Annotated in this window: 23 protein-coding genes; 6 read left to right on the top strand and 17 right to left on the bottom strand. The window is 54.2% G+C overall.

The features are described from left to right. The first annotated feature begins 49 nt into the window (after window positions 1–49). Complete coding sequence (gene rdgC, locus DAI21_RS21895) at window positions 50–964, top strand: recombination-associated protein RdgC (RefSeq protein ID WP_100777446.1); 915 nt, start codon at window positions 50–52, stop codon at window positions 962–964. A gap of 55 nt (window positions 965–1,019) precedes the next feature. Here the strand turns inward: rdgC and ppnP are convergent, their stop codons facing one another. The 5 genes from ppnP to DAI21_RS21920 all read right to left on the bottom strand — a co-directional run bounded on the left by ppnP (window position 1,020) and on the right by DAI21_RS21920 (window position 3,784). Beyond that, on the bottom strand, window positions 1,020–1,307 hold the full coding sequence (ppnP, locus tag DAI21_RS21900) for a pyrimidine/purine nucleoside phosphorylase (RefSeq protein WP_100777447.1): 288 nt from the start codon (window positions 1,305–1,307) through the stop codon (window positions 1,020–1,022). Between the two features lie 71 nt (window positions 1,308–1,378). Beyond that, complete coding sequence (locus DAI21_RS21905; protein WP_100777448.1) at window positions 1,379–2,056, bottom strand: AroM family protein; 678 nt, start codon at window positions 2,054–2,056, stop codon at window positions 1,379–1,381. A 238-nt stretch (window positions 2,057–2,294) separates the two neighbouring features. Further along, the gene (yaiA, locus tag DAI21_RS21910; protein WP_100777449.1) at window positions 2,295–2,486 is read right to left on the bottom strand and encodes a protein YaiA; all 192 of its coding nucleotides are present in this window, start codon (window positions 2,484–2,486) and stop codon (window positions 2,295–2,297) included. A 44-nt stretch (window positions 2,487–2,530) separates the two neighbouring features. Then, a complete protein-coding gene (aroL, locus tag DAI21_RS21915; RefSeq protein ID WP_102104321.1) occupies window positions 2,531–3,055 on the bottom strand; it encodes a shikimate kinase AroL in 525 nt (174 codons plus the stop codon). A 270-nt stretch (window positions 3,056–3,325) separates the two neighbouring features. Further along, window positions 3,326–3,784 (bottom strand): YaiI/YqxD family protein, encoded by a 459-nt coding sequence (locus DAI21_RS21920; protein WP_107704167.1) that lies wholly within the window; start codon window positions 3,782–3,784, stop codon window positions 3,326–3,328. 97 nt (window positions 3,785–3,881) lie between these two features. Here DAI21_RS21920 and proC point away from each other — a divergent pair, with 97 nt between their 5' ends. Then, entirely contained in the window at window positions 3,882–4,691 is an 810-nt protein-coding gene (proC, locus tag DAI21_RS21925) for a pyrroline-5-carboxylate reductase (RefSeq protein ID WP_102104322.1), read from the top strand. A 16-nt stretch (window positions 4,692–4,707) separates the two neighbouring features. Here proC and adrA read toward each other — a convergent pair whose 3' ends face one another. From adrA to DAI21_RS21955, 6 genes are all read right to left on the bottom strand, one after another. Next, entirely contained in the window at window positions 4,708–5,823 is a 1,116-nt protein-coding gene (gene adrA, locus DAI21_RS21930; RefSeq protein ID WP_107704168.1) for a diguanylate cyclase AdrA, read from the bottom strand. Between the two features lie 89 nt (window positions 5,824–5,912). Beyond that, a complete protein-coding gene (gene psiF / locus DAI21_RS21935; protein WP_102104324.1) occupies window positions 5,913–6,233 on the bottom strand; it encodes a phosphate starvation-inducible protein PsiF in 321 nt (106 codons plus the stop codon). 92 nt (window positions 6,234–6,325) lie between these two features. Beyond that, window positions 6,326–7,741, bottom strand: a complete 1,416-nt coding sequence (phoA, locus tag DAI21_RS21940) for an alkaline phosphatase (RefSeq protein ID WP_107704169.1) — start codon at window positions 7,739–7,741, stop codon at window positions 6,326–6,328. A 96-nt stretch (window positions 7,742–7,837) separates the two neighbouring features. Further along, window positions 7,838–8,098, bottom strand: coding sequence for an anti-adapter protein IraP (gene iraP, locus DAI21_RS21945; RefSeq protein WP_100777456.1), 261 nt, complete (start codon window positions 8,096–8,098; stop codon window positions 7,838–7,840). 237 nt (window positions 8,099–8,335) lie between these two features. Then, window positions 8,336–9,547 (bottom strand): multidrug efflux MFS transporter, encoded by a 1,212-nt coding sequence (locus DAI21_RS21950; RefSeq protein WP_107704170.1) that lies wholly within the window; start codon window positions 9,545–9,547, stop codon window positions 8,336–8,338. 169 nt (window positions 9,548–9,716) lie between these two features. Then, window positions 9,717–10,400 carry an extensin family protein gene (locus DAI21_RS21955; protein ID WP_107704171.1) on the bottom strand — a complete coding sequence of 228 codons (684 nt, stop codon included), beginning with the start codon at window positions 10,398–10,400 and terminating at the stop codon, window positions 9,717–9,719. A gap of 108 nt (window positions 10,401–10,508) precedes the next feature. Here DAI21_RS21955 and ddlA point away from each other — a divergent pair, with 108 nt between their 5' ends. Then, window positions 10,509–11,609: a D-alanine--D-alanine ligase gene (gene ddlA, locus DAI21_RS21960; RefSeq protein ID WP_102104414.1), complete on the top strand. Its 1,101-nt coding sequence runs from the start codon at window positions 10,509–10,511 to the stop codon at window positions 11,607–11,609. Here ddlA and DAI21_RS21965 read toward each other — a convergent pair. After that, window positions 11,606–11,842, bottom strand: a complete 237-nt coding sequence (locus DAI21_RS21965; protein ID WP_102104328.1) for a DUF2754 domain-containing protein — start codon at window positions 11,840–11,842, stop codon at window positions 11,606–11,608. The genes ddlA and DAI21_RS21965 overlap by 4 nt on opposite strands. Before the next feature lie 249 nt (window positions 11,843–12,091). Between DAI21_RS21965 and DAI21_RS21970 the strand changes: the two genes are divergently transcribed. Beyond that, window positions 12,092–12,394 carry a DUF2755 family protein gene (locus DAI21_RS21970; protein WP_100777460.1) on the top strand — a complete coding sequence of 101 codons (303 nt, stop codon included), beginning with the start codon at window positions 12,092–12,094 and terminating at the stop codon, window positions 12,392–12,394. A 3-nt stretch (window positions 12,395–12,397) separates the two neighbouring features. Here DAI21_RS21970 and DAI21_RS21975 read toward each other — a convergent pair whose 3' ends face one another. The 3 genes from DAI21_RS21975 to DAI21_RS21985 form a co-directional block, all read right to left on the bottom strand. After that, on the bottom strand, window positions 12,398–13,498 hold the full coding sequence (locus tag DAI21_RS21975; RefSeq protein ID WP_107704172.1) for a DUF1615 domain-containing protein: 1,101 nt from the start codon (window positions 13,496–13,498) through the stop codon (window positions 12,398–12,400). A gap of 14 nt (window positions 13,499–13,512) precedes the next feature. Continuing rightward, on the bottom strand, window positions 13,513–14,733 hold the full coding sequence (gene sbmA, locus DAI21_RS21980; protein ID WP_102104331.1) for a peptide antibiotic transporter SbmA: 1,221 nt from the start codon (window positions 14,731–14,733) through the stop codon (window positions 13,513–13,515). Between the two features lie 114 nt (window positions 14,734–14,847). After that, window positions 14,848–15,381 carry an isochorismatase family protein gene (locus DAI21_RS21985; RefSeq protein ID WP_100777463.1) on the bottom strand — a complete coding sequence of 178 codons (534 nt, stop codon included), beginning with the start codon at window positions 15,379–15,381 and terminating at the stop codon, window positions 14,848–14,850. A gap of 204 nt (window positions 15,382–15,585) precedes the next feature. Between DAI21_RS21985 and ampH the strand changes: the two genes are divergently transcribed. Beyond that, window positions 15,586–16,743 carry a D-alanyl-D-alanine-carboxypeptidase/endopeptidase AmpH gene (gene ampH, locus DAI21_RS21990; RefSeq protein ID WP_102104333.1) on the top strand — a complete coding sequence of 386 codons (1,158 nt, stop codon included), beginning with the start codon at window positions 15,586–15,588 and terminating at the stop codon, window positions 16,741–16,743. Between the two features lie 5 nt (window positions 16,744–16,748). On the opposite strand, the gene DAI21_RS21995 is transcribed toward ampH, so the two are convergent. Together DAI21_RS21995 and DAI21_RS22000 are read right to left on the bottom strand one after the other, a co-directional pair. Next, entirely contained in the window at window positions 16,749–17,375 is a 627-nt protein-coding gene (locus DAI21_RS21995) for a helix-turn-helix domain-containing protein (RefSeq protein WP_102104334.1), read from the bottom strand. 94 nt (window positions 17,376–17,469) lie between these two features. Then, on the bottom strand, window positions 17,470–20,244 hold the full coding sequence (locus tag DAI21_RS22000; RefSeq protein WP_107704173.1) for an autotransporter outer membrane beta-barrel domain-containing protein: 2,775 nt from the start codon (window positions 20,242–20,244) through the stop codon (window positions 17,470–17,472). A 476-nt stretch (window positions 20,245–20,720) separates the two neighbouring features. Between DAI21_RS22000 and hemB the strand changes: the two genes are divergently transcribed. Beyond that, window positions 20,721–21,695, top strand: a complete 975-nt coding sequence (gene hemB, locus DAI21_RS22005) for a porphobilinogen synthase (protein WP_100777467.1) — start codon at window positions 20,721–20,723, stop codon at window positions 21,693–21,695. The last annotated feature ends 80 nt before the right edge of the window (window positions 21,696–21,775 follow it).

A 21,775-nucleotide genomic window follows, 5' to 3' on the forward strand; every position in this document is an offset into this window, starting at 1 on the left:
AATTCGTTATCATGCCCGCTGATTTAACGACAAGGCCGTGGAAATTATCATGCTGTGGTTCAAAAATTTGATGGTTTACCGTCTCAGCCGCGACGTTTCGCTGCGTGCGGAAGAGATGGAAAAACAGTTAGCCGCTTACACCTTTACCCCATGCGGTAGCCAGGATATGGCAAAAACCGGTTGGGTTTCTCCGATGGGTTCTCAAAGCGATGCGCTGACCCACTCGACAACCAATGGTCAAATCATTCTTTGCGCGCGCCAGGAACAGAAAATCCTGCCGTCACCGGTGGTGAAGCAGGCGCTGGAAGCGAAGATCTTCAAGCTGGAGGCCGAACAGGGCCGCAAGCTGAAAAAAACGGAAAAAGATTCCCTGAAGGATGAAGTGCTGCACTCCCTGCTGCCTCGCGCCTTTAGCCGATTCAGCCAGACCATGATGTGGATCGACACCGTGAACGGTCTGATCATGGTGGACTGCGCCAGCGCCAAGAAAGCAGAAGATACGCTGGCTCTGCTGCGTAAGAGCCTGGGCTCGCTGCCGGTGGTTCCGCTGGCGATGGAAAATCCGATTGAACTGACCCTCACCGAATGGGTTCGCAGCGGCAGCGCGGCGCAAGGTTTCCAGCTGCTGGACGAAGCCGAGCTAAAAGCGATCCTCGAAGATGGCGGCGTGATCCGGGCGAAGAAGCAGGATCTGGTCTGCGACGAAATCGCAGTCCATATCGAAGCCGGCAAACTGGTGACCAAGCTGGCTCTCGACTGGCAGCAGCGCATTCAGTTCGTGATGTGCGACGATGGCTCGATTAAGCGTCTGAAGTTCTGCGATGAGTTGCGCGATCAAAACGAAGATATCGATCGTGAAGATTTCGCCCAGCGTTTTGATGCGGACTTTATCCTGATGACGGGTGAGCTGGCGGCATTGATTCAGAATCTGGTGGAAGGTTTAGGCGGCGAAGCGCAGCGCTAAATTCTCAAATCAGAAAAGCAGGCCGGGTCAGCGTCAACGCTACCCGGCCTTTTTTTTATTTCAGATAACGGCACAGATAAGAGGTTGGCTCTGCAACCTGCAGGTTGAACTCGCTGTGGCCAGGGACGTTGAAGACTTCTCCGGCGGTGTACGCCTTCCATTCGGTTTCGCCAGGCAACAGCACGTTCAGCGCGCCGCTAATCACCGTCATCTCTTCAGGCTCTGCGGTACCAAAGGTATATTCCCCTTCAGCCATAACGCCCACACTGGCACGGCCAGTACTGCTGCTGGTAAAACCAATGGATTTCACTTTACCGGAAAAGTATTCGTTACTCGAAAGCATGAACTGGCCCTTATGTCTTTGGATAAAAATCCACTATAGGGGCCATCCTCCGTGCCTGTCACGCAAAATCATCAGGCCAGTAATTCAGACGCCAGACGGGTTACCAGAACGTTTGAGAGCAGCACCGGTACATCGAGGGCTTTTTGCAGCAAATCACGATGTCGCTGATGAAAACCGAGACAATCGAGCATCAAAACGTCGGCGCCCTGCTCCAGCAGTTCACGTCCTGCCGATATCAGTTTGGCTTCGCTATCCCAGATCGGGTTTGCCAGCGCAAACAGCGGCGGTTTTTGCAGGACTTTCCACTTCGCTATCTGGTTCTCCAGCAGCTCTGCAATCGGCACAATTACCCCGACCTGATGCCCGTCGACAATCGAGGCCACCAGCGGAGGGATAATCCGCATCGGTTCAAGGAGGATAGCGTTTCGCGCCATAAGACCCGAAATCGGGGCGGTGCTCATTAACAGGATGACGTCATATCCTTGATTATCGAGCACTTCGATCACGCCCTGTAAAGCACGCTCGATTTTGTGATGTGAAACATGCGCGAGTTTACCGTCGCTTAACAATGTCGGCAGGGTCACCTCATTATCTGCAGGTGCGTAGTCTTCCATGACCTCTTCCCGACTCATCTTGCCGAGCAGGCTAAGATGGGTGATTTGCTGTTCGGAGACATGCTCAGTTAAGAGCGGTAACACTTCGCTGACAGGGACCACCCCGATGGTGAGGATCGCCAATGTTGCCTTCATCGTTTTCGCCTTTCTTCACTACCATTGCGATAATACAGGCACAAGCTCAATACGCTGCGCGGTTCTTGTTTCAGCTTAAACAGGTCAAAAGCGTAGCAGCATATCCCTACACCGAAATGTAAAGATCCAACGCCCGGTCTGAATCTCACTGTAATAACTAAATATTAACCCCCACTTAACATTCACGCTGAGTTAAAAGTGTGATTCAGGCACGGTTGTTATCGATTTCAGATTTGTATCAGGACTTTTCAGGATCTTCGTAGCGGCGCTTGGCATCCAGCGCTTCCTGCTCAGTTTCATGTTCGCTGATCAGGGAGTCCGGCTTTGGGTGGTCCGCACGCAGTTGATACCAGGTCACGGTTTGGGCACCGGTGCCTTTTTCAATAGTGACAATGCGCGCTTCACGTGGGTATGGCGGTCTGGTTGGCATAGTTCATCCTTTTTTAACGGCTAAACTATGAGTATAGACGCCTGCTAGCTGGCGCAAGCCAAACGCAGGGCGGTAACAATCTGATTTACGACCTGTTCCGGCGACTGTGCGGCGTCGATCACGTGGTGCGCCGCTTCGCGATACAGGGCGTCGCGTTCGGCGAGGATCTCGCTCACCTCTTCGCTGATTGGTTTCCCGGTCAGCGTCGGGCGTTGCCCCTCTTCCGGAAATGCTTCCAGGCGCTCCACCAGCGTAGACACGGGCGCGCACAGGTAAATCACAATCCCTTTCTCGCGCATAAACTGGCGATTACGCTCTGCGAGGATAATGCCGCCGCCGGTAGCAATGATGGTCGACGGTGCGGTTACCGCTTCCAGCGTGTCGCTTTCACGCGCGCGGAAACTTTCCCAGCCTTCTTTTTCGACAATCTCGGCAATGGTCTGGCGGGCCTGAGTTTGCAGCCAGTGATCGGTATCGACAAACTGGCTCTGACTGACACGCGCCAGTTCAAGGCCGACAGTCGTTTTACCACAGCCACGGGGGCCAACTAAAAAGATGGGTTGGGTCATAGCCAGGTGTTCCCCTTGATACCGCATGGTTGCGGTGTGTAATGTCGAAAAACGAGCAATAATACCATTAAACTAGTACGCAAGGTAACTGTAAAAATAGGATTACAACAAGATTATGTTTGTATGACAGAGAGCGTCTGGCGTGCTTTTAACGCTTGTTCTCTGTAAAGAAATTATTGCATGAGCGGGTACGTCAACTTTACTGTAAAGCACCAGGCGATGACAACCCTGCGGTTGCCACACTATATCACAAAACAGCAATGCTTATCATTACGCAGTACGGCGCTTCACTTCCAGCAGCCATTTATCCAGCTCCGCGGCGAACTGCTGGCGGTCACGCTGCAAGAGCGAATCCGGCCCACCGGTCTGCACACCGCTGGCCCGCAGGGTATCCATAAAATCACGCATGGTCAGTTTTTGGCGGATCGTCGCCGGTGAGTAGCGTTCACCGCGCGGATTCAGCGCCGCTGCGCCCTTCTCCAACACCTCTGCCGCCAGAGGAATATCGGCAGTAATCACCAAATCCTCGGGGCTGCACAGGCGCACAATTTCGTTATCCGCCACGTCAAACCCGGCCGGAACGCGCATTGAACGGATAAATTTCGACGGCGGAATACGCAGATTCTGGTTTGCCACCAGCGTTAGCGGCATCTGCACGCGCTCAGCCGCGCGGAATAAAATCTCTTTAATGACATTCGGACACGCATCCGCATCCACCCAAATCGCCATAGTTTCTCCCCTGGATGACATTGGTGGCTATTGTCGCCTGCTTTTCGTTGTTAAGCTATAAATCAGAACTCACAACGGATAATAACGGAGAGACGTGATGGACAAAAAAATCGGTTTTATCGGCTGCGGCAATATGGGAAAAGCCATTCTCGGCGGTCTGATTGCCAGCGGCCAGGTATTGCCAGGGCAGATTTGGGTCTATACCCCGTCACCGGATAAAGTTGCCGCGCTGCATGATGAATACGGCATTAATGCTGCCGAAAGCGCACAGGATGTCGCACAGATTGCCGACATCGTCTTTGGCGCCGTTAAACCTAACATCATGATCAAAGTGCTGAGCGACATCACCTCCAGCCTGAACAAAGACACGCTGGTGGTCTCCATTGCGGCAGGCGTGACGCTCGATCAGCTGGCACGCGCCCTGGGCCACGACCGAAAAATTGTCCGCGCGATGCCAAACACGCCGTCGCTGGTCAATGCGGGAATGACCTCCGTGACGCCTAACGCGCTGGTGACAGCAGAAGACGTGGCGGATGTGCTGAACATTTTCCGCTGCTTTGGCGAAGCAGAAGTGATTGCCGAATCGATGATCCATCCGGTGGTGGGCGTCAGCGGTTCCGCGCCTGCGTATGTGTTCATGTTTATTGAAGCGATGGCTGATGCCGCCGTGCTCGGCGGGATGCCGCGCGCGCAGGCTTACAAATTTGCCGCGCAGGCGGTAATGGGCTCCGCCAAAATGGTGCTGGAAACAGGTAAACATCCAGGCGAACTGAAAGACATGGTGTGTTCACCGGGCGGCACCACCATTGAAGCCGTGCGCGTTCTCGAAGAGCGCGGATTCCGCTCGGCGGTGATTGAAGCGATGAATAAGTGCATGGAAAAATCAGAGAGTCTCAGCAAATCCTGATGACGCGCGCCGGGCGTCAGGCTGCCACTTCGGTGCGGTTGCGTCCGGCATTTTTCGCTTTGTAGAGCGCCACATCGGCGGCTTTTAGCCACTCGCGATAATGGCCAAATTCAGGCGTTAACGTTGCCACACCAACGCTTATCCGCAGTCGTACCTGCGGCGCGCAGGCTAGCGTTAAGGTTGCCAGCCGCTCATGGACACGCGACATGGCCGCAATGGCACTCTCCGCTGGCGTGCCGCTCATGATCACCGCAAATTCGTCACCACCGAAGCGCCCGATAAGATCCCCGGCGCGCAGCGCTAGTTGCAATTGTCGGGTGACGGCAATGATCGCCTCATCGCCCACATCATGCCCCCAGGTATCGTTGATACTCTTGAAATGATCGATATCGATAATCAGGATCGCCGCCTCGCGATGGCTGCGCCGACAGGTGTCGTATTCATTACGCAATAAAATTTCCCAGTGACGCCGGTTAAATACGCCGGTCATACCGTCGCGGGTGCTCATCAGCTCCAGGCGGCGCTTGTGCTCTGCCAGACGGATGGCGGTCTGATAGCTGACCCAGGCAAAATAGATCGGGTAGAGAACCATCGCCGGCAGCGCCAGCCAGAGTTCCTGTGAAGAGAGGGTAAAGGTGGGAGAGACGCCGGTGAGTTTCAGGGTGATCAGGGCCGCAATAATCGTCATGGTTGCACCAGCAGTGAACAATTTTACGCCCCCTGCCCCCATCAGATTCATGCCTATCATTATTGTCAGTGCCGCCGTGGGAAGTACATTCAGCCCCATCAGCCCCATCCAGATCCCCGCCATAATGGCATCGACTTTCAGGTTCTTTATTTCGCTGGCTCGCGGATCGGCGGCGCGGTAAGCCAACTGCCAGGCAAGATGTGGCCAGACAAACGCCCAACCCACCAGCACCAGCCACCAGAGGCCAGGCGGAGACTGAGCGACCAGCGCACCAGCGATGGGGAAAAACATCGCCGCTAACCCGAACATCCGCGGCAGTCTTACCCGCCGGGCAAATCGGATTCCGGAACGATGGTGGTCATCCTGAGAAAGGTTCTGGGGCCACTCTTCTCGCGTGACGTCTTTATTGTAAAAGTTATCGTCATTCATAATTTTTGGGAACATTCTGAAACATTTCCCAAATTATAGAGACGGGTGTTGTGGGGAAAGTATGAAATTTCGGGTGAGCCGCTGGCACCGCTCACCCGTTAGGACTACGCGGATTTCTTCAGGCAGGCGCTCATAAATTTACTGCGGTCTTCCCCTTTCAGGGATTGCTGCGTCGCCAGGCCGTTACATTCGCGCATCTTTTGTTGCTGCGGCGTGAGGCTCTTTTCGCCCGGTTTCGACGAACTGTTTTTCAGGCAATCGCTCATGTACGTTTTACGCGCATCGCCTTTCAGCGTCTGGGCTGTCGCCTGTTGATTACAGGTGGTCATCCGTTGCTGCTGCGGAGTGAGCGTTTTTTCGGCGGCGGACGCCACAGACATCAGGAGCAGAGAAGAGAGCAGGGTTACAGTAAGAGTCAGTTTCATAACACCATCCTTTTGTGAAGGTTCACAGTAAGTCTGGTTCGTGGCGGGAAAAATACCACCCGACGGAAGGGGATTTCCGCCGGGCGATCGCTTTATTTCAGGCCAAGAGCGGCTTTCATGGTGTAGAACAGATCCGTTTGATCCGTCAGCCCGACCACATTTGCCGCGTGCGGGCCATACGCCGCGATGCGCAGCTGTGTGCCGGTATGTTCCATGGAATCGCCTTCGGAGTTGCCATAGCTCATCACCATTACCGCACCGTCTTTGGTGTTCAGCGCCTGAGTCAGGCCAGGCGCTTTGGTATCGGGTGCCACGATCTGGCTGGCGTGCGCATGGTCAGCGGTCACTACCACGAGGGTGTTGCCATCTTTCTTCGCGAACGCCAGCGCTTTCTGCACGGCTTCATCAAGATCGACGGTTTCGCCAATCTGACCGCACGGATTTGCCGCATGATCCTGTTTATCAATCGACGCGCCTTCAACCTGCAGGAAGAAGCCCTTCTCCCCCTTGCTCAGCAAAGCGATGGCTTTGTCGGTCATCTGTGCCAGCGTCGGAACGCTGTCATCGCGTTTCGGGTTTGGCGTGCAGGTCACCGCCGGTTTGTCGATGTTGCCGTGGTAAGAGGCTTTTGGCCCTTCCCAGCGCACCGGCATGTTGCCGTCTGAGAACAGGCCGAGCAGCGGCTTGTCCTGGCCCGCTTCGGTGATCGCCGCCAGTGAAGCGGCATCGCTCACCAGCTGATAACCCCGCGCCTGCGCCTGTTCACGAAGAGTTTTGCCCTGCCACTCCCCGGCCGTCGCGGTTTCCGCGAACGTTTTCGCCCCACCGCCCAGCGTCACATCGGCGCGGACATTCAGCAGCTGTTCGGTGATGGAGCCTTTGCCACCCTTTTCCAGCGCATTGGTCGGGCATTTTTCGCTGGTCACGGACGGGCCGTAGCATTTACGCGACGTCACATGCGCCACCAGCGCCGCAGGCGTTGCATCCTGCAGTTCAGCCGTTGAGACGTTACCTGTCGCAAGGCCAGCCGCCTTCGCCATCTCCAGAATGGTCTGGTGATCCTTTTCGTGAATATCGACGCCCAGCGCGCCGTTATAGGTTTTTACGCCCGTGGTCCACGCCGTGGCGGAGGCCGCCGAGTCGGTCACGTAATCAGGCTTACCGGTTTTTTTATCCAGCGCGTAGTGGGTGTATTGTCCGGTCAACGGCAATGCGTCAATACCTTTAAAAAAGCCGCCGGCCCCTTCGGCATAATTTCGCGCTGCGGTGATTTCGGAATCGCCCATCCCATCACCAATCAGCAAAATAATATTTTTAGCCGGTTTATCATTTAGCGATGCACGCAGCGCTTCGGTTTGATCTTCTGACAGACGGCGTGCGCCGCCCGGCTGCGTGATATCTCCCTGAGCCGCGCGATTATCCAGCACCTGGGTATTCGTAGTGTCGGCATAAATGGCAGGGGTAAATAATAAAGGCAGTAATGCGATGAAAAGTGCGCTCTGTTTCACTTTATTTCTCCATGTACAAATACATAAAAATAAACAGAGCGACTATAGGCACAACTTATGACAATGCTATGACAGGTTTTTAGATTCTGTGACAGATTAACTACGAGGATGCCGCAACAGCTTTTTTACGTATTGCTGTAGCATTTCGCTATCCTGAATCGGCACTTGAGAGTCGGGCCTGGCATCCTCCAGCGCGCCCTCAATACTTCGGATCAGCGCCTGCTGATCGGTCTGTGCCATTTGCCGTAAAAGGGCCGTGACAACGATTTCTAACGCTTCAACCTGGGCAACCAGTTCTTTTGACTCTTCTTCCTTTTGGGCAAGCTTAACCAGCAACTCTGCAATGAGATTTTTCATCGTGCTATTTCCTTATCAGGTTTTTACTGACGGTATCATTACGGTTGATTATTGCAAAGAGGCGAAAAGTATTATCTTTATGAAAAAACACGCTATGTCGCAAATAACGATGATTTATCGTCAGCGAAACGTTTTGCTATTATAAAAACTGATTGCGTGGCAGCAAAATAGTAGAAAGCAGGCGCCATTATTTTTGATAACAGCGCCTATTTTGAGTTAATACATAATATATCTTCTTTACTTCGCGATATTCGCCATTTTCTGACGGCGACGGCGTAATGCTATCGCGAGCTGGATAACGTTCAGCAACACCACCACTGCCGTAGCGGCAAATACCCAGCGGAATCCGGCCATCGCGGAAACGGTGGCGCCCATTAACGGGCCTGCGACATTCCCCAGATACATAAATGACTGGTTATAACCAAAGATACGTCCGGTGACCTGATCGCTTGAGTATTTCACCAGTAGGGTTTGTACCGCAGGCAGCATCGCCCCATCGGCAAATCCGAGCAGGAAGCGCAGCACGCCGAGCTGGAACGGCGAGGTGACGAAGGACATCGCGAAAAACAGCACCACGGCGATAATCAGGGTCGCCATTAATATCCGCGCCGTCCCGATACGATCCCCGAGCTTACCCAGTCGTGGGGCAGAGATCAGCGCGGAAACGCCTGGCACGGCGGCGATCATGCCGCTCAGGAACGCAATATTGTTGCTGTCCGGCGCCATGGATTTGATAAACAGCGCCAGAATCGGCCCGATGGAACCGTTGCACAGCTGAATCACCAGCGTTGTCACAAAGAGGCTGATCATCAGGCCGGGGTATGGCAGCGTGGCAAAAACCGCTTTACCGCTCAGGCGATCGGCTTTGCTGACCGTCGGGCGCACGCCCTCTTTAATGAGGAACAAGGTCACCAGAAAACTCACCACCAGCAGCATCGCGGTGATGAAAAACACCGCGCGCAAGCCGACGTGGTCAGCCAGAAAACCGCCCATCAGCGGACCGCCAATGACGCCGCTGATTTGCGCGGTGGAGAGTGTGCTGATCGCCCAGCCGCTGCGCTCGCGCGGAACCTGTGACGCCACCAGCGCCATCGCGTTAGGAATATAACCGGACGTCAGCCCCATCAGGCCGCGCAGGAGAAAGAGCTGCCAGACGTTAGTGGCATAGGCCTGCAGCAGGATGGCGATCGCCATCCCCAGCGAGGCGCGCAGGAGCATCAGCTTGCGCCCTTTACGATCCGCAAGGCTGCCCCACATGGGCGAGACAATGGCGGAAACCAGGAAAGTAATACTGAAGGTCAGACCCGACCACATCGACAGCGCTTCGTGGGACGACACGCCGAGCTGGGAGACATACAGCGGCAGGAAGGGCAAAATCTGGCTGATCGCAAGACCGGTGAAAAAACAGCCAAACCAGACAGATATAAGGTTGACTTTCCAGGATTCCATAACAGGCAAACTCTTCATTTTTAGGCGAATTCGCCGACAGATTAGCAAGTTGCGTCACATCACGTAGCGCCAGAGGTGCGGCAGCGACAACTTTGGTGTTTTATCTCCCCAGTCATCATATTTGTGAAACAAGTCACAAATCATCCACTTTTTGGTGGTGAATTATGCTTTAACGGCAGAGGCCAAAACCACGCATTCCGAGGTGAAAATGGTTGGCGTGCGCCGCGTTATACTCCGGCCCAAGCCCGTTACCGTAGTAATCGCAGCTGGCACTCAGCAGCGCGCGCAGCCAGGGCTGTGTTTTGTCGTTGCGCCAGCCGCGCAGCACCGTCACCCGCTCGCCGTCTGCCAGCTGGAACGCGCTGATATCGAGCGCTTCGGCGCTGGCATGTTCGCTGCGACGCGCATCAGGCCGGTTGTAGATATTGCGACAGGCAAAGCTGCCGAGATGCTCCACGCGCGTCAACGGGCTGCCCATCATCGTCTGAGTGAGCGGCCGGGCCTTTTGATGGATAAACAGCGCGGAACTCAGGGCCAGCGGGCAGCTGGCGATAAAGCTGCTGCTCAGGGAGACCGGGCCGAAACTGCGCACCCGCACGACGCCGTTGAGCGGGCACTCTCCGGCACTGTTCGCCAGCGCCTGGGTCTGGATGAGCTGTTTTTGATTGGCCTGCTCCAGCAGACTGACACAGGCTTCGGGCGTCAAACGACGCAGCTTAAACTGGCTGATTTTCCCCGGCGGATCGTCGAGCGAAAGCGGGGTAAACGGGTTGTAATACGACGGCAGCCAGCGATAGCCCATCACCGCCGCGCCCACCACAATCAGACAAACCAGCACACTTTTCCCTCGCACAATCCCTCCTCGTCAATAGCTCAAAACATTATGGCAGAAGGCGGCGAAACCCACAGAACATCGTGGTATGTTATGGCCTTTGATGAGTCAGACTGGAAGAAAGTGAAGATGGCGAAGCAGCGGGTAGGAATTGTTTTTGGGGGAAAATCGGCAGAACACGAAGTGTCGCTGCAGTCGGCCAAAAATATCGTTGATGCGATTGATAAGAGCCGTTTTGATGTCGTACTGCTGGGTATTGATAAGCAGGGCCAGTGGCACGTCAACGATGCCAGTCAGTATCTGCTGAACGCAGACGATCCGGCGCATATCGCGCTGAATCCATCAGAGATCAGCGTTGCCACCGTACCGGGCGTCGTGCAGGGCCAGCTGATTAACGCGGGGAATGCGCAAGCGCTGTCGCAGATTGACGTGGTTTTCCCGATTGTACACGGCACCCTGGGCGAAGACGGTTCCCTGCAAGGGATGTTGCGTATGGCGAACCTGCCGTTCGTCGGCTCCGATGTCCTTGGCTCTGCGGCTTGCATGGATAAAGACGTGACCAAACGCCTGCTGCGTGACGCCGGGCTGAACATCGCGCCTTTTGTGACGCTCACGCGCGCCAATCGCCAGCGCTACACCTTTGCCCAAATCACTTCTCAGCTCGGCCTGCCGCTCTTCGTAAAACCGGCGAATCAGGGCTCTTCCGTTGGCGTTAGCAAAGTGACCAGCGAAGCACAGTTCACCGAAGCCGTGCGTCTGGCGTTTGAATTTGACCACAAAGTGGTGGTTGAGCAAGGGATTAAAGGCCGCGAGATCGAGTGCGCGGTACTGGGCAATGATTTCCCGCAAGCCAGTACCTGTGGCGAAGTGGTGCTGAACAGTGATTTCTACTCGTACGACACCAAATACATCGATGATAAAGGGGCGCAGGTAGTGGTCCCGGCGGTGCTGGATCCGGAAATCAATGACAAGATCCGCGCGATCGCGATTGAAGCCTATCAGGCACTCGGCTGCGGCGGAATGGCGCGCGTTGACGTGTTCCTGACGGCAGAGAATGACGTGATCATCAATGAAATCAATACGCTGCCAGGTTTTACCAATATCAGCATGTACCCGAAACTGTGGCAGGCGAGCGGTATCAGTTATCCGGATTTGATCACCCGTCTGATCGAACTGGCGCTGGAGCGTCATGCTGCTGACAGCGCCCTGAAAAGCTCCGTAAACGGTTAATCCGCTTTTTCGGCGCTCTCGACCGTTTCCGTCGTCGGCTCTTCAGGTCGACGGCGGATAATAAAGCCCGCCAGCCAGAAACTGATCACCCAGGTCACCAGCCCTACCGCATAGGTTTGCCAGCCTTTCGCTTCAAATCCCAGCAGCCCAACGACACCGTTAAGAATAAAAATCAGGCCAATCGCAAAGGCGTAATAATGCCAGTCACGGCGTAGTTTGGCAGACAGCTTCATGGCAACTCCGGCAGAATAAAAAGATATCCTCTCACAGTTTTCTCATGCGGTCTGTGGCGGATGCGGAAATTCTTAAATGCGTCGCAATTTAACTTAAGTCAGCAAAATGTGATGTAAGACATAAATTGCTAAACCAGGAGCATTCCCTGGCCCAAATTACCACGATTCTGATATTGACAAATGCTATGACCTGTCAGACTCACCTTGTATGACTGGCACATTGCCAGAATGAAATAGGGGGAGGTTTTTATGGCAGACTTTACATTGGCGAAGCCGATTTTTGGTGGCAAAAAACCGAGAACCTCCACGTCCGGCAACATCGCCTATGCCCTGTTTGTGCTGTTCTGTTTCTGGGCGGGGTCACAGCTTCTGAATATGCTGGTGCATGCACCGGGCGTTTATGAACACCTGATGCAGGTCCAGGACACAGGCCGACCGCATGTCGAAATTGGTTTAGGTGTCAGCACCATCTTCGGATTGATTCCGTTTCTCGCAGGCTGTGCCATCCTCGGCGTGATAGCCCTGGTGCTGCGCTGGCGCCGTCATCACTGACGTTTAGTTCAGTGACATACAGTGAGCCCGACGATCGTCGACGCGTTTCGCGAACCACGCCGTGGTGAGATTGCGCGTGATCTTCGGGCTTTCAAGCTGAATGCCCGGCAAAACTTCTCTCGGCAACGCGTTGCCACTCTTCTGCTCCGCCAGCTTAAACACCTGCTGATAAAGTTCCGTTTTCTCAAATGCCAGGCTGTCCCCTTTCTCCAGCTGACGGCGGATCTCGCTGTTGCTCATGTCCAGTTTGATCGCCAGTTTGCGCACCGCCTGCTCGGTTGTGCCCGCCTCGCTGCTGCCGTAAGCAATCAGATCGCCATCCAGTGCCAGCTTCACGCCCGTCGCGCGGTTTACCGCATTCTGGAAAGCGGCGTTACGGCTGGCATACCAGCCCGCGTTGAAATCAGCAAAACGATACAGTGGGGCGCTGTAGTTGGCGGGATAATTCAGGAGATGGTAAGTGCCGAACCACAGCCCTCCGCGCAGAGAAAACACCTCCTGGCGCACCGTGCCGTCGATTTCCCACGGATAGCCGCGGGTATGTTTCTCGGCAAAGTCGATGCTGACCTGCATCGGACCGCCCGTGTGCACCGGATTGAGCGAGCCAAACAGCTTCTGCCCCATCGGCACCATATCGATAAAATCATCGAAAATGGCGCTCAGCTGTTTCTCGGTTTTCACCGTATCCAGCCGCTCGCTGTAGCTTTTGCCGTTAGGCGAGGTGATTTTGAGCGCCGTGTGGACGAGGAACACCGGGATGTGCATTTTTTCTGCCCGGCGGTCTATCTCCTTCCAGGCAATTTTGTTAAGCCCAGGCACCGCCGGATCGGTCTGGTACATGGACTCTTGCTGCGCCACCGCCAGCACCGAGCAGATATTCTCCTCGGTCGGGGCGATCTTCTGGCTCTTGAAGGTTTTCGCCAGCACGATTGCCCAGTCGTCGCGATCCTTGACGCTGGCGGGCATCTTCTGACGCACCACGCTTGCCACATCAACAGGCTTTTCGCCCTTTTTCAGCGGCGCGGCACCTTTGTCGGCGCATCCGGCCAGCACGAGAGCGGCCAGCAGTGATAAGGGTAACGCGCGTGGTACGGCAAATGGCATAGCAACTCCCTGTTTTAACCTAATGTGTTGGTCACTTCCTGCAAGTTCTGGTCGTCCAGCTCGCGTTCGAAACTGCGCAGACGCTTATAGATCGACATCAGCTCAACCAGCGTAGTCCATGATGCAATCAAATACTGGAACGAACCGCGAACCTGACCGAAAACGTTGGTGATCTGCGTCATCAGACCGAGCGTAATCGTACCTGCGACAATCGACGGGAACAGCAGGAACAAACCGAAAACGTTATCAACCTGCAGATATAAGATGCGGGCGATGTTGAAATACATGTAGTGGAAATAGAGGCGGAAGTAGTTGCGACGCACCGCGCCAAACAGCTCGCGAACGGTCGGCGGTGAGGCGCGTTCGGGGTCATCTTCCCCGTAGACCAGCTCTTTACGGTAGGCGGCTTCCACGCGCTGGTTTTTGAACTCCAGACCCGGCAGTTTTATCCCCACCGCCGCCAGAAGCCCGGTCCCCATCAGCGACCAGACGATGGCCGCAATCACCAGACCATAAGGCAGATGGCCGACAATCGGCAGCTCCGGGACGTGCGCGGAGAGCGTAACGAGCACCGGCAGAAACGCGATGAGGGTCATAATGGCGTTGATAAAGCTCACGCCCATATCTTCCAGCGTGGAGGCAAAACGCATCGTATCTTCCTGCACACGCTGCGCGGCCCCCTCGATATGACGCAGCTGCTGCCAGTGCGCCATATAGTGTTCGTTCATCGCGGTACGCCAGCGAAAGACGTAGTGGCTGACGAAGAAGTTATTCATGACACCGATAATGACGGCGATCAGCGCGATGCCGAGGAAAATCCCGACTTCATGATAGAACTGATTGATGGTGACTTTGTGCGGGGAGCTGAGCGCGGTCTGAATCAGATCGTAGAACGGCGCGTACCAGGCGTTGACCGCAACGCCGACCTCCACCAAAAACCAGGTGACAAAGATGATTAGCGCTGTGCCGAGAATCGACCAATACTGCCAGCGATGCGGCGCATAGCTGAACCAGAACAGGGCAAACAGCCCTACGCACAGCGCATAGTAGGCGTAAAACAGCAGATAGCTGAGAGACCAGAAGCGCGCCGCGCTGATAGGCACATCGCCCGTTGCGCCGGTTATGCGCTCAATCCACGCACCGCCGCCCGCCTGCCAGAAAATGACGGCGATCAGCGCCCAAATAAACGCCGAGAGAAAAAAGGGTCCCGGCTTTGGGAAAAAAGACTTAAACATGGTGCTTCCTTCTTGTTGTTATGGCGTTGCTGTGTTCAACAAAATACCACACGAAAAACCCGCCACGCGCCGCTCACCGGCGCATGCAGAAAAAATAGACCTGTGGTTTATAGGTTAGTTCGCCTGCCATCCGGCAAGAATTGTTTCGGTGAGTTTCACGGTGGGCGCATTACCCGGCGCGCTAAGGGTGCCCCAGACCTCGTTATAGTGCTTAATCAGCACCTGCGCCTCGGCCGCCGGGCGATGTGCGGTGGTATGCGCATCTTCCGCCACCGTGATGTGATAGCCCCGGCTCACGCCATTTTTGAGGGTGGTGTCCACGCAGTAGTCGGTTGCACACCCGCAGATGACGAACTGCTGAATACCGTGTTCTGTTAACAATGCCTCAAGCTGAGTGCGATAGAACGCATCGCAGGCGGTTTTGGTGACATAAAACGCCCCCGCTGGCTGATGCAGTTCAGGCAGCAACGCAAAACCTTCGCTCCCCTCCTCCAGTCCACCCGCTTCGATGTGCTGAATAAATATCACCGTATCGGCGGCGTGCGTAAGCTGATTGATTCGCGAAACGCATTGTTCGCGTTGAATACGAGGCGTCGCAAACACGCCCTGCTGCATATCGACCACCATCACCACACGTTTTTCAGCCATCACCGTCTCCGAAGAATTGAGTCATACCAGCCCCTATCATAAGCCCGATGTCACAAAACAGGAGACTGATTGCAACGAAATTGTTCTTATTTACCCGTGGTTACGTTTTTCCCGCTATCGTTATGCAATTCGGCCCTTTGCACCGGGCCGTTTAGTAGTATAAATACGCATTACTTCTTTCATTCACTTCATGGATGCTTTTCGTTGAAACGTTGTCTGCTTTCCTTCGCCGCGCTGTGTGCGGTGAGCCTAACGTCTGTCCAGGCTGCCCAGCCGCTGACGGCACCTGTTTTCGCTTCTGATATCGCGGACCGCTACGCCAATCTTATCTATTACGGCAGTGGCGCAACGGGTATGGCGCTGGTCGTGATTGATGGTAATCAGCGTGTGTTTCGCAGTTTTGGTGAAACGCGTCCTGGCAGCAATGTCCGTCCACAGCTTGATTCGGTCATTCGCATTGCCTCTTTGACCAAGCTAATGACCAGCGAAATGCTGGTGAAGCTGCTCGATCAGGGCGTGGTCAAACTCAACGATCCCTTAAGCAAATACGCACCACCAGGGTCGCGCGTGCCTTCTTATCAAGGGACACCGATTACGCTGGTGAATCTGGCGACGCACACCAGCGCCCTGCCGCGTGAACAGCCCGGCGGCGCGGCGCATCGCCCAGTGTTCGTCTGGCCGACGCGCGAACAGCGCTGGACCTACCTGACAAACGCCACACTGAAATCCGCGCCTGGTGCTCAGGCCGCCTATTCGAATCTGGCGTTCGATCTGCTGGCCGATGCGCTGGCGACGGCATCGGGAAAACCTTATACCCAGCTGTTTGAAGAGCAGATCACACGGCCCTTGGGGATGAAAGACACCACCTTTACGCCGTCTCCCGATCAGTGCAAGCGCCTGATGGTGGCGGAGAAAGGGGCAAGCCCGTGTAATAACACCCTGGCAGCGATTGGCAGCGGCGGGGTTTACTCCACGCCCGGCGATATGATGCGCTGGATGCAGCAGTTCCTCTCGTCCGATTTCTACGCCCGCAGCAATCAGGCCGATCGCATGCAGACCCTGATTTATAAACGCAATCAGCTTCATCGCGTGATTGGCATGGATGTCCCAGGCAAAGCCGATGCGCTGGGCATGGGCTGGGTCTATATGGCTCCAAAAGATGGACGTCCGGGTATTATTCAAAAAACGGGCGGCGGCGGCGGATTCATCACCTATATGGCGATGATTCCGCAGTCAAATGTCGGCGCGTTCGTGGTCGTCACCCGCTCGCCAAATACCCGGTTTATCAATATGAGTGATGGGATCAATAATCTGGTGGCCGAACTGAGCGGAAATAAAGCCCAGGTCGTTCCCGCATCCTGATCGAATTAATATTCTGCGGGCAAACGGTTGATGCTAACCAGTTTGCCCCGGTTCATATTAATATAATTACCCTGGCGTAAAGCCGACAACACCTCCGCCACAACGGAACGCGAAATACGCGTACTGCGCTGAATGTGATTCATCACACCAATTTTAGAACGCAGTGTTTCATCCCATTCCGCCATATCCAGTAGCATGGCACGAATCTGGCTGTAGGAGTTATTTCCGACCAGCTGCATATCCCGCTTTTCTAATATTCGATTTATCCATGACAGCCAGCAAAATGCGTCATGCCAAAGATGAGATTGCTGAATAAGTTGACGTGCTGTGGCGGCCGGAAGATAAAAACCGCTGCAGGATGAGTGTGCCACCATCGTATATTCCTGCTGGTGTTCCATCATTCCCGCCGTGAGGCCAAGAATGAAAGGGGTCGTCACTATTCCGAGGAGAAGATCGTCGGGCCGACGATGGATTGCCACTATTCCCGTCTGTATGACAAAGGTATGTTGTTCTTTATCGAAGCATTCATGGTAAATAATATTATGCGCAGAGGCTTTAAAGGGTGTGCTCTCGGCTTTCAGACATTGCTCGAGCCGTTTAAATTCAGAAAGGGGTTTCGCATCAGGATTCATACAGACCTCAAGCTATCCTTACTTATCGGTGCTGTTTCATTATTGTCGTTATAGTTAAAAACGCGGGGAGAGGAACCTCCCCGCGATTCAGGCATTACCAGGTGTATTTCACACCCAGGTTTGCGCCCCAGTTTTGGTCAACATCACCGCCACCAAGGTAATTCGCTTCCGTATAGGTGCTGAAGTTTTTGGTGAAGCTGAACTGAGTGCCCAGGCCAACACGCACAGCAGACCCTTTCACGCCGTTGTCGATGCTGTCGCCGTTGATATCCGCATCGTTGCTTGCATCGTCATAAACGTATGCCAGCGTGAAGTGCGGAGTCAGTGCCTGCTCGCCACCGTAGTTGAAGGTATAGCCCGCATCGATACCTGCTTCATAACGCATGCTGTCGTAGGACTGACCGTCCATACGCATGTCGTTGCTCAGCTGATAATCGTCGCCAGACTGGAACAGCCCAGACACAGCGGCGTACGGCGTGACATAACCAGAAGTATTTGGTTTCCAGTCGTAGCCCAGTTTCAGACCGAAGCCCCAGGCATCCGTGGTGGTGTTACCGTCCACATACTGGCCGTTGCTCATGGTGGCAGAGAGATCGTTATTGAAGCGGGTATAGCTCAGTGAGCTATCAATAAAGACATTGTTAGCAAAGTACGCTGATGAGTAGATCATCGCCGTCTGGCTATCCTGATCAACCTGACCAGAATGATCGCTCACGTCGCCTTTCGCGAAGCCTGCTGCACCACCCAGGATCCATTTGGCGTTATTGCCGTCAATCTGCGTGTCCAGACCGACCATTACGCCGTTAACATCCTGATCGTAGCTGATTTCGCCGTTATCGCCGTCGAAGTTGCCACCGAAGTAGCTCACCCACGCGCCGCCTTTGTCTGCCAGGCCATGACGGCTGTTGGTCAGACGGTTACCCACGGCATCCTGCTCCAGGTTCCAGATATTGGTATTTGCAGAAGGAATGCTGAGCGCCATGTTCGCGTAGTCAGTCAGCTCTTCCTGATGCAGCACCACGCTGTCGCCCTGCTGCTGCGCCTGGTAAGTATAAGCGCCCAGATCGGCTTTGTTGGCTGCGGTGAAGGTCGCCTGGGTGTCTGCATCGTTGTCATAGACACGAATGACTTCATTGCCTTTATAGTCAGCAATGGAACCTGCACCCGTCGCATTGTCGATACGCACTTTGTAGTTACCTGCGGCTTCGCCGTTCACCGCCAGGTGACCGTCGGAGTTCAGCGCAACCACGCCGTAGTCGTAATCGGCTTTGCTCTTATCGTTGGTAACGTAACGAGCGTTGTTCAGGTCGGAATTCAGCACGTAGTCACGGCTCGCCACGTTCAGCACACCGCCATCCGTCAGCACCATGTTGTGCGTATCAACCTGACCCAGACCAAGCGCCAGTTCCGCACCGTTATCCACGGTAATGGTGTTGGCATACAGCTCAGCGGTCTCTTCCGTCAGCGCAGCCTGGCTGTAGCTGTCGAGATAAAGACTGTTTGTTGCCACGCCACCGCTATCGCCAATATTCAGTGATGACCCGTTGGTGAGGGTGATGCTGTCAGCCAGCAGCCCAGAGTTTTCAACATTGACCTGTGACTGGTTTTTCACCGCCAGCGTGTCGATATTGGAGAGCTTACGCGTGTCCCACTCAGACGCGTTGTCCAGAGTGATGTTAAACAGGCCGCTCTGATAAACCTCTTCACCGGCGACATGGGCGTTAGTATCGTAGGTTGAATCTGGCCAGATGCTATTTGGTGACAGCGTAGTCCAGTCAACGCCGGTATAACCCAGACCGTACATCTGTGCAGTACCGATAGCTTCAACGCTGGACTGTGCTGCGCCAACCCACTTACTGCCGTTGGTTAAGGTCACATCCAGTTTATCGGTGCCATCCCAGCCGTTGGTGGTTGGGTTATAGACGCCATCATCTGTCGTATCCGTCGCCGGATCGCCATTTTCGAAGAAGTTGTTATCGAAGGTGCTGGAGAACAGGATGTCACCAGTAACGGTGGAGTGATCAAACGTCGCGGTAGTCTGCATGGCGTTGTCTGCACCGCTTGATGCAACAATCAGCGCTGCATCGTCCGCCGCTGTGGCATTGGTTTCGCCATAGTCACTTGGCTTCGCACTTTGGCCATAGAAACCGCTGGTGCCCAGATCGCTGTAGGCACCCGAAGTCAGCACGGAATCTTTCACCACCAGCGTATCCGTAAAGACATGGCTGTTATTGGCTACGCCTTCGCCGTCATCATAAGGCGTATTATCAACCTGCTGATAACCCTGAGTTAGGGTAATACCCGCAACGTGGGAGTTATTCTGGATAACGATATCGGATTCAGTGTCCAGCGTAATGGCATTACCTGCGGCATAGGTATCGAGATAATGGGTTTCGGTTTTATCACCATTCACAACGTCATAAGCATAATGCTCATAGGTATCATTGATGGTGGAATTATCTACTGTCAGGCTGAAACGATCGTACTGAGAATGCGTTGTACCGTCCGCATCTAATCCCTCTGCGCAGGTGTCAGACTTGCACTCAGAGGTGATCATTCCATTGATGGTGCTGTTTGAAATGCTCAGCGCATTGGCACGACCACCCACACCATCGTCCAGATAGTACGTGGAAATAACGCCATTCACGGTGGATTTATTGATGACCGGATAAATATCGCCATCATGGCTGGCGTCTGAATATCCCCAGTCTGCATACCCATCAAACCAGGGGGTAGAGACCGTGTTGTCATAGCCGAAGGTATTATATGTTGTACCGGAAATGTCCTTAGCATTAGCCTGAGAAGCGATAGCCAGCGTGCAGGCTAATGCAATTTGAGATACGGCGAGTTTCTTTTTCCATGTTTGCATTGAGTCAATCCCTCCTCAGGGACGTAAGCAAGTTTGTCCGTAAAAACACAAGTGCAACTAAATATCGTGCGGTGGGAATTATGCGACCTCACTTCAAAAAGGTTCAATGAATGATTCCATTAAGTCCGTATCCAGACAAATAACAAAAAGAGTTCTGCGGATATAAATAAGAAATTATCAAAACGTCATAAACACAATGAATTACATGCGATCTCACCCATATTAATTAATATATTTATGCCCAATGAAATATGTCATAAAAATAGGAATGGCAGCACTAAGAAATATCATGAATAAATTAAACGCTTTGCTCAGGTTACTTTCAAATAGAGAATAACCGGATGCCCTTGCTCTGCTGGCAACATTTTTCCCTGCACTACTCACCGCTTTTCTAACAAAACCACCACTTTCGTAAAACAGCGAACGGTCATTTCAGGTACAATATGCGCTATTGTTCTACAGACATCAGGCATCCCATGACCGATTTAATTGCACGTCCCCGTCGCCTGCGCAAATCCCCCGCGCTGCGCGCTATGTTTGAAGAGACAACACTCAGTTTGAACGATCTGGTGTTGCCGATTTTTGTTGAAGAAGAGATCGATGACTACAAAGCCATCGACGCCATGCCGGGCGTAATGCGCATTCCGGAGAAACACCTGGCGCGAGAAATTGAGCGCATTGCCAACGCGGGCATCCGCTCGGTGATGACCTTCGGGATCTCGCACCACACGGACGCCACCGGCAGTGATGCGCTGAAGGAAAACGGCCTTGTGGCGCGCATGTCGCGTATCTGCAAAGAGGCCGTGCCGGAAATGATCGTCATGTCCGACACCTGTTTCTGCGAATACACCTCTCACGGCCACTGCGGTGTGCTCTGCGATCACGGTGTGGATAACGATGCCACCCTGATTAACCTCGGCAAACAGGCCGTCGTTGCTGCCGCAGCCGGCGCGGATTTCATTGCGCCTTCAGCGGCAATGGACGGTCAGGTGCAGGCGATTCGCCAGGCGCTGGACGCGGCTGGATTCACCGATACCGCGATCATGTCCTACTCCACCAAATTCGCCTCATCGTTCTACGGCCCATTCCGCGAAGCGGCTGGCACTGCGCTGAAGGGCGATCGCAAAACCTATCAGATGAACCCACTCAACCGCCGCGAAGCGATCCGCGAGTCCCTGCTGGACGAAGCCCAGGGTGCCGATTGCCTGATGGTCAAACCAGCCGGGGCTTACCTGGATATCCTGCGCGACATCCGCGAGCGTACCGAGCTGCCGCTGGGTGCCTACCAGGTGAGCGGCGAATACGCGATGATCAAATTTGCCGCGCAAGCGGGTGCGATCGATGAAGAGAAAGTGATCCTCGAAAGCCTGGGTGCGATCAAACGCGCGGGCGCAGATCTGATCTTCAGCTACTTCGCGCTGGATCTGGCCGAGAAGAAAATCCTGCGTTAATTCGCCCATGTGCCGGGTGGCGGCTTCGCCCTGCCCGGCCTGTTCCTGCCCCTACGAAACTTCATCAAACTGCCATACAA

Origin of the sequence: Lelliottia sp. WB101 (genome assembly GCF_003051885.1) — a bacterium.
GTDB classification, from domain to species: Bacteria; Pseudomonadota; Gammaproteobacteria; order Enterobacterales; family Enterobacteriaceae; genus Enterobacter; species Enterobacter nimipressuralis.